This window comes from Mesorhizobium abyssinicae, assembly GCF_049887195.1.
GTDB lineage: Bacteria > Pseudomonadota > Alphaproteobacteria > Rhizobiales > Rhizobiaceae > Mesorhizobium > Mesorhizobium abyssinicae.
In genome coordinates, this window is sequence record NZ_JARAKC010000001.1 from 85,711 (window position 1) to 101,131 (window position 15,421).

The 15,421-nt window shown below is 62.7% G+C and carries 8 protein-coding genes; 4 read left to right on the forward strand and 4 right to left on the reverse strand.

Annotation, left to right across the window (positions count from 1 at the left end; translation table 11 throughout):
* Positions 1-7: 7 nt before the first annotated feature.
* Together PU724_RS00355 and PU724_RS00360 are read right to left on the reverse strand one after the other, a co-directional pair.
* Positions 8-640, reverse strand: a complete 633-nt coding sequence (locus tag PU724_RS00355; protein WP_354419083.1) for a hypothetical protein — start codon at positions 638-640, stop codon at positions 8-10.
* Positions 641-657: 17 nt separating this feature from the next.
* Entirely contained in the window at positions 658-1,305 is a 648-nt protein-coding gene (locus tag PU724_RS00360; RefSeq protein WP_426212972.1) for a type III secretion protein, read from the reverse strand.
* A 240-nt stretch (positions 1,306-1,545) separates the two neighbouring features.
* Between PU724_RS00360 and PU724_RS00365 the strand changes: the two genes are divergently transcribed.
* Positions 1,546-1,731: a hypothetical protein gene (locus tag PU724_RS00365; protein ID WP_354419085.1), complete on the forward strand. Its 186-nt coding sequence runs from the start codon at positions 1,546-1,548 to the stop codon at positions 1,729-1,731.
* Positions 1,732-1,795: 64 nt separating this feature from the next.
* On the forward strand, positions 1,796-2,719 hold the full coding sequence (locus PU724_RS00370; RefSeq protein WP_292347611.1) for a LysR family transcriptional regulator: 924 nt from the start codon (positions 1,796-1,798) through the stop codon (positions 2,717-2,719).
* 17 nt (positions 2,720-2,736) lie between these two features.
* On the opposite strand, the gene PU724_RS00375 is transcribed toward PU724_RS00370, so the two are convergent.
* Together PU724_RS00375 and PU724_RS00380 are read right to left on the reverse strand one after the other, a co-directional pair.
* Complete coding sequence (locus PU724_RS00375) at positions 2,737-12,936, reverse strand: LysM peptidoglycan-binding domain-containing protein (RefSeq protein WP_354419088.1); 10,200 nt, start codon at positions 12,934-12,936, stop codon at positions 2,737-2,739.
* A 76-nt stretch (positions 12,937-13,012) separates the two neighbouring features.
* A complete protein-coding gene (locus tag PU724_RS00380) occupies positions 13,013-13,990 on the reverse strand; it encodes a MurR/RpiR family transcriptional regulator (RefSeq protein ID WP_245494441.1) in 978 nt (325 codons plus the stop codon).
* Positions 13,991-14,087: 97 nt separating this feature from the next.
* Between PU724_RS00380 and PU724_RS00385 the strand changes: the two genes are divergently transcribed.
* Together PU724_RS00385 and PU724_RS00390 are read left to right on the forward strand one after the other, a co-directional pair.
* Complete coding sequence (locus PU724_RS00385; RefSeq protein ID WP_126092905.1) at positions 14,088-14,270, forward strand: hypothetical protein; 183 nt, start codon at positions 14,088-14,090, stop codon at positions 14,268-14,270.
* A 116-nt stretch (positions 14,271-14,386) separates the two neighbouring features.
* Positions 14,387-15,388: a SctD/MshK family protein gene (locus PU724_RS00390; RefSeq protein WP_127283305.1), complete on the forward strand. Its 1,002-nt coding sequence runs from the start codon at positions 14,387-14,389 to the stop codon at positions 15,386-15,388.
* Positions 15,389-15,421: the final 33 nt, after the last annotated feature.

A 15,421-nucleotide genomic window follows, 5' to 3' on the forward strand; every position in this document is an offset into this window, starting at 1 on the left:
GTAGCGCTTACTGTTGCTTGATCAGCGTGCTGGTGGACGAGGTGACGGCGGTCACGCTGCTCGTCACCACCTCGAGATTGGCGGCTGCCCACATCACCGAAATCGATCGCTCGAGAAGTTGCTCGGCGTTCTTTGCCGGCGCGCTTTCGCCTTCCTTGCCCGACGGCGCCGTCTTGCCGGCGGCATCCTGCAGCGAGGCTGCTTCAGCGTTCACGGGGGCGTTCGCCTGGCCGAGGGCTTTCTGGACCTGCTGCATGGTTCCTTCAAGCGACCGAACGGCGGAACCGAACAGTGCCGACGGATCGGTGAGCGCCCCACCCCCTGCCTTCTCCGCCTCGGCCAGATAATCGAAGAGTTGGCGCTCCACGATCGGCTCGGTCCGTTCCGCTTTGGCGGATTGTCCGGCCATTGCCGGATTGGCGCCGGACGATGCCTGCGCCACCTGCCGACCTGCCGGCGTGGCGACATCGCCTCGGTCGGGCGTGCCAGCCTTTGCGACATCGTGCTTTTCCTGCTTGGCGCCCACCATCCTGTTGCCCGGCTGCGCCGCCGCGCCGGCGGTGATCTGCTGTTGCGAACTTATACTGGTGGTCAAATTTGCCAGCGTTGCTTCCAGGGCTCCAATCGGCGCGATCTGCATGAACCTGGCCTCCTGTTTCAGTTCGGTGTGACGGGCACATTCTGTGTCTCCGCCAGCTTGCCGCCGCGGAAAACGCGGATGGAAACGACCTTGCCGGGCTCCCGCTTCGGGCTCGATGCGGCAGGAACTCCGAGCGTCTTCCTCACGAGTTCGACGTAGGACGGCGGCCCCGACACCGAGACGACATCGTCTTGCCTGGAAACCTTGATCGGAAACCTCGGATCGATGACGCCCAGCCGCTGCAGCCGATCTTCCGCACTGGCAGCCGTGTTGGCATCGAGCGGGATCATCTCGGTCTGGACTTCAGCCTCGGTCGCGACGTTCATGACGATGCCGTCGAAATGCCAGACCAGGCCGTACCGATTGCAGATCTCTTCCAGGAACTCGCGGGCCGTTCCAACCGGCATGCCGGCGCTCAGGCGCCCCTTCACAAGCTTGCTGACACGCATCGGAACGCGCATGTTGCGGCCAAGCTCGATCAGCGCGTCCGTCACCGACTGATCGACCGTGATGTATTTGTACGGGCCGGCGGGCCAGCGTGGCTCGGCGGCGCTCGCCCGAGACGAAGCGAGGCCAAGCGCCAGGATCATCGCGAGGCCGCCGGCCGCGAAGACAGCCTTGGCTCCCGACAACCAGCGTGCATGGCAGGTACCGCGTCCCGTCAACATTTGGTCCTATCACAGGACGACGCGGAGCGATGACCCGCCTCGCCTGTCTCATGGTTTAACCCGCCAACTCGCTTTTATCGTGCGCACCGCAAAATTGGAAGTCCAATTGGATTGCTTCTGTGTATTTGGTTCCAAATGTTGCGAACAGCGAGCAAAGCGATATGGTGCGCGCTGGAATCAGGCGTCACCGCTTCGTGATCCCCGGATTCAATGCCTGGTTGGGAAGGATCGGCCTCGGTGGCGGCAAGCAAGAACCTGGTCGCGCATCTGGATGCTCCCACCGGAAGTCCGGGGCGCTGGACGTCGATCGGGCTGAGCCTCGCCCAGAGCTTGGGTGAATCAGTTCTGATTGCTGCCCCGTTGACTGTCGCCATGGCGCCTGCGCAGGCTCGATCGAACAGCGGCTATCCGCATGACCAATGAAGACGTCATCGACCTATATGACCGAGTGAAGATCGGCGCCCAGATTATTGTCCGGCATTGAATCGTGATCCCTTTCAACATCAAGCAGCTCGAAACATTTCTGCTGGTGGCGACTTTCGGAAGCTTTCGAAAGGCGGCCGAACGGCTGAACACAACGCAGCCGGCGGTATCCACCCGAATTGCCGGCCTGGAAGAAGCGCTGGGTGCCAAGCTGTTCGAGCGGCAAAGCAGCACCGTCAGGCTGACCGCCGAGGGACAGCGGCTGTTGCCGCCCGCGCAACGCGTCTTGCGCGTGGCGGAAAGGCTGCAGCTGACGGCCAACTCCCTTTCAGAAACGGCGGGAGTGCTCAGGCTCGGGGTTGCCGAAACCATCGTGCACACCTGGCTGCCGGATTTCCTGAAGGAGTTGCAGGCGAACTATCCGCTGATCGACACCGATATCGTCGTTGACGCGACGACCACCCTTCGCAACGAACTCATGTCGCATAGGCTTGATCTTGCGGTGCTGATGGGCCCGGTTCTGGAGTACAGCATCGAGAATATCGGACTGCCGTCCTTTCCGCTCGTCTGGGTGTGCTCGCCGCAGCTGAAATTGCCGAACCGGCGTAAGCTGACGCTGAACGATCTGATGCAATTTCCCATCATCAGCTACGCGCGCACCACAACGCCCTACAGCGAGCTCTACCGCAAGCTGACCGGCGAGTTGGAAGAGACGCCGCGCATCTTTCCGGCCAATTCGCTGGCCGCGTCCATCAAGATGACGCTCAACGGTATCGGCATAGCCTCTCTCCCCGAGGAAGTGGTCCGGGACTATGCCGCAGGCGGCCAACTGCGCATCATCGATTGCGAATGGCACCCGTCCGACCTGCGGTTTACCGCCTCCTACTCTTCCGAGCCCTCCAATCAGATAGCGGAGCGGGCGGCGAAGCTGGCCGCCTGTGTCGCACACGCCTATGCCGCCAGGATCGGCAAGGCTCCTGCTGACTAGACTGAGCCGGCCGCTCCTCAGCCGACCGATGTGACCGGCAGATAGATGCGGTCGCCCGAGAAAATCTGATCCGGGCTCAGGATGTGATCCATGTTGAGCACCACCGTCTCCGCCACATCCGCAGAATGCGTCCTGGCGATCAGGCGAATGCTGTCGCCGCTCTTGACCTCGACCCACTGATAGCCGCCCTTCTCCAGCGTCGGGTTCGTGCGGCCTTCGGCATTGCTGCTGCCGTCGGGATGAACCTCGACATGGTCGCTGGAAACCCAGCCGCTATGCATTTTGCCGTCCGGTCCGAAACCTTCGACAGGTATCCAGGCTTCTCCTGACGGGTCGCTCGAAGGCTTCGCGGTCTGTTCGACGAACGTGCCGGGCTGCAGGACCGTCGCTACGCTCGAATCCCCGTCGGGCTCTGTCCGCAAATTCAACCCGTCATCCGCCGACACCACGAGTTGCGGGAAGTCCTCGGGCGGGGTTTGCGGCGGAACATCCGACGGATCATCGGGTTGCTGGGACGAGGCATCGCCGTCCGGTTTTTTCGGATCGGGTGGAGAGGTCGGGGCGCCCTCCCAAGGCTTCGTCAGCAGCGAGTCCAGCGAGAAGAGAAGCATGCCGACGCCGAAGGTTATGCCCAGGGTCCACCGATCCCACGTACCCCATCTTTTGTCGGACTTTTCCGCCGCCGCCATGTCGGCATCGGTTCGCGGCACCGAACGGCGATTCATCCGGTCCGTCCTGATCGCCGATGCCCAGAATTCGGCGCAGCCGAACGTGAACAGGGTGCCGGCGACCGTGGCGATCGGCGCCGGCCAGGAGTGCAGCGTATAGACGGCGCAGCCAAGCACATAACCGGGTCCAGCCAGATGTTCGGCCACATTTCGGATCACCGGTCTGCCGGTGAACGACTGCAGCATCGACTTCGTGCCATAGACGACGTTGCCGAGCGAAAACGTGCTGTTGACGACAAGGTCCTTACCCTGGATCATCCCGGTCGCGGCACCTGGCGCCGCTGCAATGAATGTGGCCCCGCCGAGCGCGTTGAGGAATCGCCCGAACGGCTTGTGATTTGCGGTTGCGTTGGGGAAGATCGCCTGCGAGCCGAAAACGAAGCCTCGCACGCCAAATGCCACCGCTGCGGCAGTCGCGCTCCAGGTTGGCGGCAACGAACTCCACAACGCGTAGGAGCTGGTCGACATGCCGCCAAAGGTGGCGAGCGCCTGAGCGTTTTCGCGCATCCTCGCATGGCTGAGGGCCAGATCGACGCTGGCGGCCTGATCCGGCGTCATCGTCTTCTTGTGGGTGGCACGATAGGTCGTCAGTTGCAGCACGGAGAGGCCGTTCGTCTGATCTCCGCCCATCCACCCGAACTGCTCAGGCGTGAACTTGCGGAACTGGCCGGGGCTCATTTCCGCGAACTGTTTTGGTGTCACCGCTTCGATCTGCGGCTGGGTCAGGGCTTCGATGTGGTGGATCGTGAAAGCACCCCATTGATCGCGGGTCAGCACCGGGATCTGCTTCTCGGTCAGCCACGGCACCTGCTTGGGATCGAGCTTCGCAGTGTCAATGGAATCGATCATGTTTTCGGGGATCGCCGGAACCTGGCGCTCGGTGAGGTTGTTCAGCAATCCGGCCGTGGCCAGGTCCTTGAACTGCTCTGACGTGAACTTCGCGACCTGGCCGGGCTTGAACCACGGAACCTGGCGCGCTTCCAATGTCGACGCGTCAACGAACTCGACCATGTCTCCTTTGATCGCCCGCACCTGTGGTTTCGTAAGGTGAGGCGTCAAACCGGCTTTGCAGAGGTCCCGGAACTGTTGGTCGGTCATATTCCGGACGTGACCCTCGGTCAGCCAGGGAACCTGCTTCGCCTCGAGGCCCGCGATGTTGACATAGCCTATCTTTGCCTTCGGGATACCGCGCAGCTGGCCCTTGGTCAGAGACGGCAGCAAGCCGGCCCGATCCATGTCGCGGAACTGCTGTTTTGTCAGCTCGGCCACCTGCTCTCGCTTGAGCCATGGAACCTGGTTCGGCTGGAAATCGCCCATGACGAGATCCGGCACCTGGTCAAGCGGGGTCGCTCTGACGCCATTCCGGGTGAGCGCGTGACCACCGGAGGCACCGCGTATCCAGGGCAGCACGACGGCTTCGCCCGTGTCGGGGTCGTAGACCAGTATGTGCGTCTTGTCCTGCACCTCCGGCGCATCGGCCGGGGCGCGGGGCCCGTCGGAAGGCGGCACATAAACCTGTTCCGGGCTCCTCGGCTCCGTGCCCAGCATTGCCGCGACGATCACCTCGCCATTCCTGTCCTGAAGATGGATGGTGCGGCCCGCGGCGACCTGGCTCGACGCCGGTTGAGATTGCGGAGTTGCCGTAGCGGGCTTGCTGTGTCCGAAGATGTTGCCGACAATTCCCGCATCGTCGAGCGCCCGCTGCAATTCCGCGGAAGGCGGCGCATCGAGGAAAACCCAGCGCGGCTGATAGGCCGGGTTCTCGTTGCGCAGCGCCACATCCTTGTTGATCTGCTCCTGCAGTTTTGGCGTAAGCGGCACTTCGCGCATCTGGGCGACACCGTTGATGGTCGTCCAGCGATGGTAGGTCTTTACCTCGATGGCCTCGATCACGTCAGGGCTCTTGAAGACAGGCGAATCCACGTAGCGCCCGCCCTCGCCGAAGACCGGATGCGGGCCGCCCGGATTGGCCGCGACCGGGAAATGCGCCTCCCCAAGCGATCCGTTGAGTTCGCGTGTGTAGGTCTCGCCGGCCTTCCATTTTTCAGGCTGCCGCATGTTGCGCACCTGCTGCAGCGAATAGGTCGTCGGCGGCGCCGCCTCGATGGCCTTCCTCGCCGGCATTGCCTGCGGCGGCACGGCTTCTCCCTCCGGCCGTCCCTGGCTGCCCGGCACGTGGTCCTGCGAGCCGCCGCGCACCCATGGCAGGACATATGCTTCGCCCGTCTCCGGGTCCCGATACAGAATATGCGACTTGTCCATCAGCTCCGGTTCGTCGCCGCGCGCCTTTGGTCCGTCGGCCGGCGGCACATAAACCTGCTCCGGACTGTTCGGCCCGTTGCCCAGCATTGTGGCGGTGATCACATTGCCGCTCTCGTCCTGAAGCTGCAGGGTTCTTGGCGGGCGTTTACCGGCCGACGCAGCGTTGGCGGCGCCTGCGGCCGCGTCTTGCCCAGGCGCGGGGTTGCCTGCCGGCGGTGCTGGCCGCCGAAACCAAACAGGCCTGTCTGAGGGCGAAGGAGCAACTCCTTGCTCCTGATACCAGCGCGCAAGCGCCTGCTGCTGGTCGGATGGCGCCAGATAGATGAATTCCGGCGGCGGCATCTCAATTGGTTTTGCCTGTGTCTCGAGGAAGTCACGGACGGCGCTCATCGCGCCAGGTGGAATGAAGGCTTCATCCTTGAGTGACAGCAACGTGGATTGGCGGAATGCCTCGATATCGGCCTTCTGACTGGGTGTCGCGGTCGTTTCGAGTTCATCCAGCCATTTTCCGAAAGACGCCTTGCCGCCTCTCGGAAATGCGAGACCTCCGCCGCTGTCGGCACGCTGGCCGAGTTCATGCAGCCAGCGCGGAACCGCTATTTCCACAGGCAGGTTGTCGGCGAAGGTAAATTCACGTCCAACGAAGTCGCCCTTCGCGACGATCGGGGCGACCTCAGGCAAATTCGTTCGGTAGAAGAACCTGATTTCGCCCGTGAACGCCAATGGCAGTTGGAGGAACGGCACGGAGGGCACGCGCAACTTGAGCGCCGGGCTCCGCACCGCAAGCGTAACGTCAAGTGTCGAGGCGACAGCCTCACGCTTGCCGAAAAGGTTGACATAGATCGGACCGCCCGAGCGAACATAATGATTGTAGGGCGCAGGCAGCTTGCGCAGGAGAATGCGGTCCGGACTCGGCAGGAATTTGTGGAATGCCTCGTTGACGATGACCTCGAGCCGGCTTGCGCCGGCATCCCACACGCGCCGACTTTTTCCCGTGAGATCGACAATTGTCTCGCCCAGTGCCAAGCCGGGAACAGCAGATTGCCGCATCCCGCTTGCCGAGCCAGGAATGAACAAGATCGATTTCTGAGCATCGATTTCTCCCGACGCCACCAGTGTCCGGATCGTGCTCATGTCAGGATTGTCGGCAAGCGCCTGCGCCGTATGCTCGTCCTTCACGACGAACTGGGCCCTCAGTCGCAGGCGGTCAAGCACTCCCTTGTTCGCGTCGACGAAATCTGAATTGACGATCGTTCCCTTGGGCAATGTTGCGTCCATCGCCACTTCGTAGCGCTTCTCGACGCTTAGCAAGCTCGTCAGGTAATACTTGTCCTCCAAGTAAACTTTGCGATACGGAACGTCGCCGTGGAACTCCGAGAATTCCGTCTTGCCGTCCGCCGTTTGACGCAAGAAGTCGCTTTCACCGTCCTTCAAAATTGCCGACTTTGAGCGAAGGGCGAGGCTGAATGTCAGCTCCACGGCCCAACCCTGGTTCCCTGCCGGACCCTCAACGCTGGCAGAACGCGGCATGACCGTGAAGACGGAATCCGAGGCCTCGCCGAACAGCCTTTGACGTGCCGCGTCGAGAAGATCCTGACCTTTGAACTGGAAAGCCGTCTGGCGCTGAACCTTGAGGCCGAGCTGCGCGAGCGTGATGTTGCGATGCTCGTTCGGGCGAATGGAGATTCCCAGTTCCTTGCCGAGACTATAGCGTGCCGGTTCGAGCGACCGGTATTTGAGGCTGTCGGCAAATGACTGCCAAAGGGCACGATAATCGGTGCGTGTCCCTAGGCCCACCATGTATGACCGCCAGGTCGGCGATCCCAACTGGAGGGCCTCAGGCATACCCGGGATCGAATGGACGGCCATGTTTACCGGATCGGAGTTGAACCGGACCCGCCCGAGCGCGGATATCCTGAAATCTCCCCAGTTCTTCTGTTTGGCCGGCTCGACGGCTGCCAGCGGGTTGGCGCCAGGCGCTGCGCTTTCGTCCGCCGTCCTCCGCGCTGTTTCTGGAATGCCATCCGGGCCATAGCGCTCTGCCAGCTCGTGGCTGGAATAGTAGCTTTTCTCCTGTTCGTAGCGGGTCACCAGCTGTTCGGTGGTCAAACCGTCGAGATAGGCCGAGGGCGTTTTGGGATCCTTGCCGCTTGTGTAGACATACCCGCCTGTGTCGCGTTCAGGCGTGCCAGTGAAGCTGCGCGTTTCCGGATCCCACACGAGATGCACCGGGACCTCTGTCACGGTCGGCTTGTTCGACACGATGATGGGATCGCCGTCAGTGGGGTTGGCTGGGCTTCGCACGGCCAAGCCATCTGGATCGCGGCCCGGCAGCATCGTCGGGTCACCGCTTCCAGCGCCTTCGAATGGCTCATGCAAGACGATCGGCCGCGACGGCTGACTGTTGCCTGAGGGATCAGTCTTGTCACCAGTCGATGGCGGCTGGTTCTGGCCCTCTGACTTGCCGGCTGGCAGCGCGCGCTGACCAACTGGATTTCCGGCCCCCTCCCGAGCGCTGAAACCGGGCCCCGGCTGGCCGCTGGTTTCGCCGATCACCTCGCCCTGGATAACGATCTCATTCGGGTCCGGCATGACGTATTCGCCGGTGGGCCTGTAAACACCGTCCTGGCCCATCGCGTAGACCGCCCGCGGCCCCGGCCCCGAATCCGGTCCGCCCGGCGGTGGAAAGCCTGACGTGGGAGTCGCGTCGCCGCCCCGAGGACCGGACGCTCCAGGCATGTTGTACAGCAACGAGCGGCCGCCAAGGCCCGTGCCGACCGCGCCGGTGCCGATGCCCATGATGGCGTTCGCAAGTTCGGCAAATGACATTTCACCGCCGTGCCTGGCCAGATCCTCCGCCGACCTGGCAAGCACCGGAATACCAGTGACCACGCCCCCGGCATCGAGGCCCCAGGCTGTGTTGGTCAGCTTGCTGCCGCTTTGCAGATAGCTCGCTGCCTGTTCGGCATAAGAGGATTGCGTTACGTTTACGCGGAGTTTGCCAATGCCCCAGCTGGCGTCACTCATGCGCGCCATGCCGAATCCGCCCGCGAACGCCTCGGACGTGGACAGGCCGGCCCTTGCCAGGCCGAACGTGCGCAGGGCGCCGGCCCCTACGGGCAGGAACGCGGTCACGCCGGTGGCGACATTCCAGGCCGACTGACTGTCGAAGTCGCCGCCCTGAAGCAGGTGCTCGCCTTCCCTGTAGAGCGTCTTGCCGCCAAGAGCCGCGCCGGAGGTGATCGCAATGGGAATGGCCCATTGACCGCCCGGAACGAACGAGACGATGGTGGCGGCGCCGGCGACGATGCCAAGACCGATGTCGGTGGCCTTGTCCCAGAAATCAACCTTGCGTGCGTCGGCGATCTCCACCTCGTCGAGCGAGAACCCATCGGCGCCGAGCTTCATGTCGCCGCCCTTGGCCAGGATCAGCTTGCCGTTCTGGCTGAAGATGCGGTTCTCATGCTGGAATTCGTCGAAGCTGCCGTAGTATTTGCCGGAGCTGTCGACATAGCCGATTTCTTTTCCATCGCTCTTGATCGCGAACAACGCCGTCGACGATTCCATCCCGCCATCCAGCGAGAAGATCGGCACGACCTTGACCTCCGCGTTTTCGCCGGCACGGTCGGTGATCTCTCCGGTAACCTTCGTGACCCCTTCGCTCGATTCGTCGAGGCCGAGAGTGCGGGCAACCGTGCCGCTGAGCTCGCCGGGCTTGTATTGCTTGTATTCGCCCGTGAACCCGTTGTCGTACAGCTGCTTGAGCCGGACCTGGTAGCCGGCGAGCGCCTGATCCTTGTGCTCCTCGAAATAAGTGTTTTTGAGCCGCGCCTCATGCTCTTCGTTGCCATAGGTCAGAAGCTTGGGGTTGCTTGCGTAGAAGCCGTACCAATCGCGCGCCGCCACCATCGCAGGGCGGACATCCTTGTTCCATGTCTCCAATTGACTCTTTTCGGTTTCTGCCAGACCCCTGTCGATTTCCGCGGCCGCCACCTCGGGGTGCACCCACAGCCACTGGCCATCCATCTCGATGCGGACCGACTTGCCGCTGGCGCCGATTGCGCCCGGCCCACTCTTTTCGTAGGCAGCGGCAACCTCCGGTGCGACCCAAAGCTCGCGGCCGTTCACCGTGACCTTTACCGGCTTCTCGCCCGGCTGCAGTGTGCCGGCAGGCGCTTCGACGGTTCCCCCGCCATGCTCGGTGATTGCTTTGTCGCGAGCCGTCGTCGCGTCGACGAGCTTGGCTTTCGCATCTTTGAGCTTCGCGTCGAACTGCTCGACCTGCACGCCGACGATCTTGGATTTGGCCGCCGCCAGCGCCGATTGCGAACCTGTCCCATTGGGCGTGCAGACCGGCGCCGAAGCCGGGCTTTGTGTCGACGCCAGCAGCTCCTGCCACTGCTTGTTGAGCGGATTGTTGCGGAAATCGTCCCGGATATTCTTGTCGCCGAGATCGTATGTCAGAGCATATTTCAGGACTGGCGTGTCGTTGCCGTCTTTGTCGCTGAAAACATCATTCTCATAGGTGTTTACGAGATAGAGCTGTCCATTCTCCTCGATCACTTCCTGCGATTTCAGTTTGCCGGTGAAGTCACCCTCGCCGTTCGTGTAGCCGTCCCAATCAAAATGGTGCGGATTTCTCTGCTTCGCCTGGGCGACCAATGCCTGCTTGATCGGTTCGACATCCACGGCAAGGTCGGCCGCATCTTTTTGCGCGACGCCAAATTCCTCATACGCCTCAGCCAGCGTCACCTGGCTGGCTGCCGGCCCCTGCAGGCCTTTCAGTCCCTCAAGCCTGCCATTGATTTCTGTATACTCGGGACTCCCGGATTTGACGCCGTAGAGCTCCAATTCCGTCGCGCTGACCATCTGGTCGATGGTGGCCTTGTTGCCTCGCGCGGTGTGCAGCGCCGCGTTGATGAAGAGTTGCGTCACCCCCGCGTGCTCGGCCTTGCCCTGCAGGTTGGTTTCCTCGCGGCTGGGCCCACCGACAGGACCGACGGACGGCTTGCTCGGATCGCTGAGCATCGGCAGGGTTGCCTGCTTGCCCAGAGCATCAAGGAGGTTCTTCTCGCCCTGTGCGTACTCGGCCCTGGCAGTGCTGGCACTTTGCAGCATGCTGTTGGCGGTGGTCAGCCGCTTTTGCGCATCCGCCAGCGTGCCTTTCGGCTCGGGGGCCTGCCATTGCAGCCCATACGGCGCCAGCACCTTATCGAGTGTCGTCTCGGCGCTATTCACGGCTCCCTTAAATTCGGGGTCCAGCGCATAGACGTCGAGCTGGGCCCCGCTCTGCTCAGGCTTTGCCTGTGCTTCGCCGAGACGCGCTATCACAGCGTTTTCGGCGGCGATCGCCTTGGCAACTTCCGGATCAAACCACTGCCAGCTCCCGTCGACCATCAGCGGCACCCACTTGCCGCCTGACGGAGCCGTAGCCGACGGCGGCTCGCCGAACGGGCCAACCGATGTGGCGCTGCCGTCGAGATTCGGCGTCGCCGGCCTTCCGCCACCATATTGCTTGATCGCGTCCTTTACTGCTTGCTGCTTATCTGCGACCTCTTGCGCAAGCTCAGGACTTGCCCCGCCGAGCACTCCTTCCAGAATCGTCTTGAGAACCGTGTCGGTCTTGGCCTGCTCGGGATCCTTGCTCTGCGGGTTGATTTTCATCAGCAGTTCGGCCAACGCCTGCTGCGCCGTGCCAACCTCGATCTTCAGCTCGCTGCCGGTCGTGTCGTTGTGCAGCGTCATGCTGCCATCGGGCGTGGTGGTCAGCGTATAGCCGTTGAACGTGACCTTCACGGTCGTTCGCGTGCCGTCTTCGATGGTGACCTTTTCTCCGGCGTTGATGACGTCCGGATCACGGGCCGAATCGAACAGTCCGGGATTCGTCCGCCTGAGATCGTCGAGCGATACGCCATATTTCCGTGCGATCAGGGTCAGGTTGTCGCCCGGCTTGACCTCGTACTCGACGGGCTTGCCGCCATTGATCTTCTCGGTGACGGTCATCGTCACCCGGCCGTCCTTGTCGGTGACGGTCTTGGTTTCGGTCCCGTTGCCATCGATGGATTGCGACGTTTTTTTCCCGTCCGCCGTCGTCGTGACGGTGCGTACATCGTGCTGATAGTCGTAAGAGTAGACCGTCTTGTCGCCGGTGCGCGGATCGGCGAGCTCGACCGACTGCGCGTCGCTGCTGCTGGTGGCCGTCACCTTATAGCCGGCGGCCTGCAATTCGGCGATCACCTGCTCGCTGGTAAGGCCGTTTTCCTGCGCGATCTGCTCGATGCTCTTTCCATCGGCAAGGTCTTGCTTGATGTTGTGCGTGCTGGCCCCGCCCGGATCCTGGGAGGCCGCCAATATGGTCTTGCGGCCGTCCGGACCGGTGACGGTGGTGACGGGAAGCGACGGGCCGGCGCCCGGCGTCACCGTTTCCACCGAGGTCCCGTTGGGCATCGACGTCCGCTCGGTGACGGTGCCTGTGCCGAGATCGTCTTCATACCGCGTCGTGATGGCGCCGGTATCGGGATTGTAGCTGCTGGTCTCCTTGCGTCCGAGCCCGTCGCGGACCGGCGTGGTGGTTGCCGCGCCATTGGGTTGTGCCTGGACGCTCGTATAGTAGCTGTCGTGCTGGTAGTCGTAATATTGGGTGACGGTGCGGCCGCTGCCATCCGTGATTTTCGTCGTCTGCACGTCGCCATTGCCGCTTGTCGGGTCGGTGGTCGACACGGTCATCCCGCCGGACCTGAGCGCGGCGATAACCTGTTCGCGCGTCATGCCGCGAGCGGACGCAATCTGGTCGATGCTCTTGCCGCCGGTGACGTCGTTGACAATGTTGCGGGCGGTCGTCGCGTCCTTGGGGTTCTCTTCGGCCGGGCCCCCATCGAGTTTCACCGTCGCGGCGGTTGCGGCGAGATCGGGGCGCACATAGAGAGCCGGCGCCACTGTCGCGCCATTGCCCGACGTGCCTGCGCTGGCGTTGACGACATTGACGCCCGGCATTGCCGGAACCGCGACCGGCGGCGGCTGAAGCGAACTCAGTTCGCTATTCACCTGCGCCAGTTGCTGGCGCGCCTGCGCCGCCCAATCGCGCTCGCCCATTCTGTTGGCAAGCCGGATCTGCTCGCGCAGTTGCGCTGCCTGCGCCTCCAGCCGCGCAACCTGCGCGGCATTTGCTTTGGCGTCGACCTTTTGCGGTTGGACCGGCGGCTTGGCGAGCGTTATCGGGCGAACCATCTGGACGACCTCCGGGAATCACCGTTGCCGGCAGCCTGGCTGCCGTCACGCCCGCCCAGACAGCAACGTTCCAATGCTATCTGGGGGGCTTCCAATAAATGCCGAAAGCGGCAAGCTGCTCTTCCGACTGCTTAATTCGATCCGCGGCATCCACCTCGGACTGCGCAGCCGTCAGTGCCGCCAGGATTTCGACGGCGGCGAAGGCCGGCGCCAGGCTGCGGAAGAACGACTGCGAATTTGACGTGACGATGATTGTTTCCCGCGCGATCCGGGCCAGCGGCGACACGCTGCTGTCGGTGATTGCCACCACGCCGACGCCCTGCCGAACCGACTGCCGCGCAACATCGATCGTCGTGCGTTCATACGGCGACATGGCTATCGCCAGCAGCACATCGCCGCGTCCCGCCTGCTGCAGAACATCGAGGCCAGGTCCGCCCATCTCGCCGACAAGCGTCACCTTGCGGTCGCCGCCAGCCAGAAACGACATGATGTGAGCGAAATGGCCCGCGACCGGATAGGCGGAGCGTGTGGCCAGGACGAACAGATTGGACGATCGCGCCAGCAGGCCGGCGGCGGCGATGAATTGCACGGCACTGCCATATTCGCCAAGACTTGCAATCTGGGCCGCGAGCGTATCGGCAACGACCCCGACGGTCGAATATCCCGGATCGCCATGCTGCTTGATACCCTGTCGCGCGGGCTCACCGGCGATTGTCTCACGCAATGCTCGCGCATAGAGGCTGCGCATGTCCTCGTAGCCATCAAGCCCGAGCCAGCGCGCCAGCCGCATCATCGTGCTGTGGGAAACGCCGGCCTGGTGCGCCTGCTCGCGCATCGACATCAGCGCGACATCCTTGGGATGATCCAGCACGAAACGCGCCGCGACCCGCAACTGCGGCGGCATATTCTCGAACCGTTCGACCAACAGCTCGGCCAAAGGACCTTTTTCCATATCCGAAATACCCCATTCACCCGCCTCGCAGGTTACTCCTAGAACGTGGCCAACGCAACAGTTGGAACTTGTATGGCTCAAATATTCCAAATGGACTTTCATTTTCAACCACGCTGCCTTAAGCTGCCTTGGCAATGTGCCGGAGCGCAGCGGTGTGAGTCCGGCGTTTGCGACTTGAATTTCTCGCAAGGAGACAATGATGGCTGCTACCCCTCCCATTACGTCCGGCTCTGCAGGGTCGCCGGAACAGAACCTGGACAAGATGATCAAGCACCAGGAGCGCATGTTTGGGCTGGAGATCACGAAAGAGATCGCGAAATCCCAGCATGACATGCTGATGAGCACCGCGAGGACGCTCGGCCAGTCGGCTGAGAAGGCCTAAGGCGGATCTCGAACCCGTACGCCGCCGAAGCAACCGGCGGCGTACTTGCACGGCAGGAAGCTTTCAACGCCGTCGTCGCTGCATTTGAAATCGTCATCGGCGGGAGATGAAGTGGCATGACCGATAGTCCTATCGGCAGGTATCTGGATGCCGCGCCAGCGCGCCGGTTGCGGTCGATCATCGCCCCCTCCCCGGCATCCGGAGGTTTCGTTGTGCTCAGCGTCACCCACGGATTCCACGCCGGCGCCGAACTCAGCCTGGTGGAGACGCTGTACACGATCGGCTCCAGCACGGAATCCGACATTGTGCTGAGGGATGCCGGCATCGCGCCGGTCCACGCAAGGCTGCGGCGCAAGGGCAGCCAGTTTGAAATCGAGGCCGTCGGCGGCGATGTAACGCTCGCCACAGGCGAAACCATCCATGAAGGCCACGGCAGCCGCTGCAGGCTGCCGCTCACCGTAAGTGTCGGCGACGCCCGTATCCGGCTGGTCAACCCGGAACGCCCCGCAAGTCGGTGGTCCTTTTCCAATCGCCCCGTGCTGGTGGCGGGCAGCGTTCTGTGCGCCGTATTCGCTCTTTCCCTCGCCGCGAACGGGCTCTCTCTCGCCAAGCCCGATGTTGGCGAGACGCGCCCCTCGAAAGATGGGGAACCGATCAGAATGGCCTTCGCCGGCGAGCCGGGCCAACAGGTCCTGGACGATTCGTCGCCGGCGCAAATTCAGACCGCCGCCGAAGCGGAAAGTCAGCTCAAGCTGCGTCTCGAGCAATCCGGCATAAGGACCTTGACCGTTCAGCGATCGCCGGGACGCCTCGTGGTGTCGGGCATGATCCCGAATGACCAGAGCGGCGTCTGGACGGAAACGCAATCGTGGTTCGACCAGGCCTTCGGCGCACACATTCCGCTGGTCTCCAACGTCATGATCGGCAACGCCGAGCAGGCCCCGCGCCTGACGCTGCAGGCGATCTGGTATGGCGAGCGGCCTTACGTCATCGCAGCCGATGGCGCGCGCTACCACGAAGGTGCATTCACCAATGACGGCTGGACCATCAAGCACATCGGCGAGACGGAACTTCTCCTGACGAAGGGCGGCGCCACGGTCGCGCTGAAATACCCGTGAACCGTCGGCTTGAAGGGCCGCGATTCGATTCGG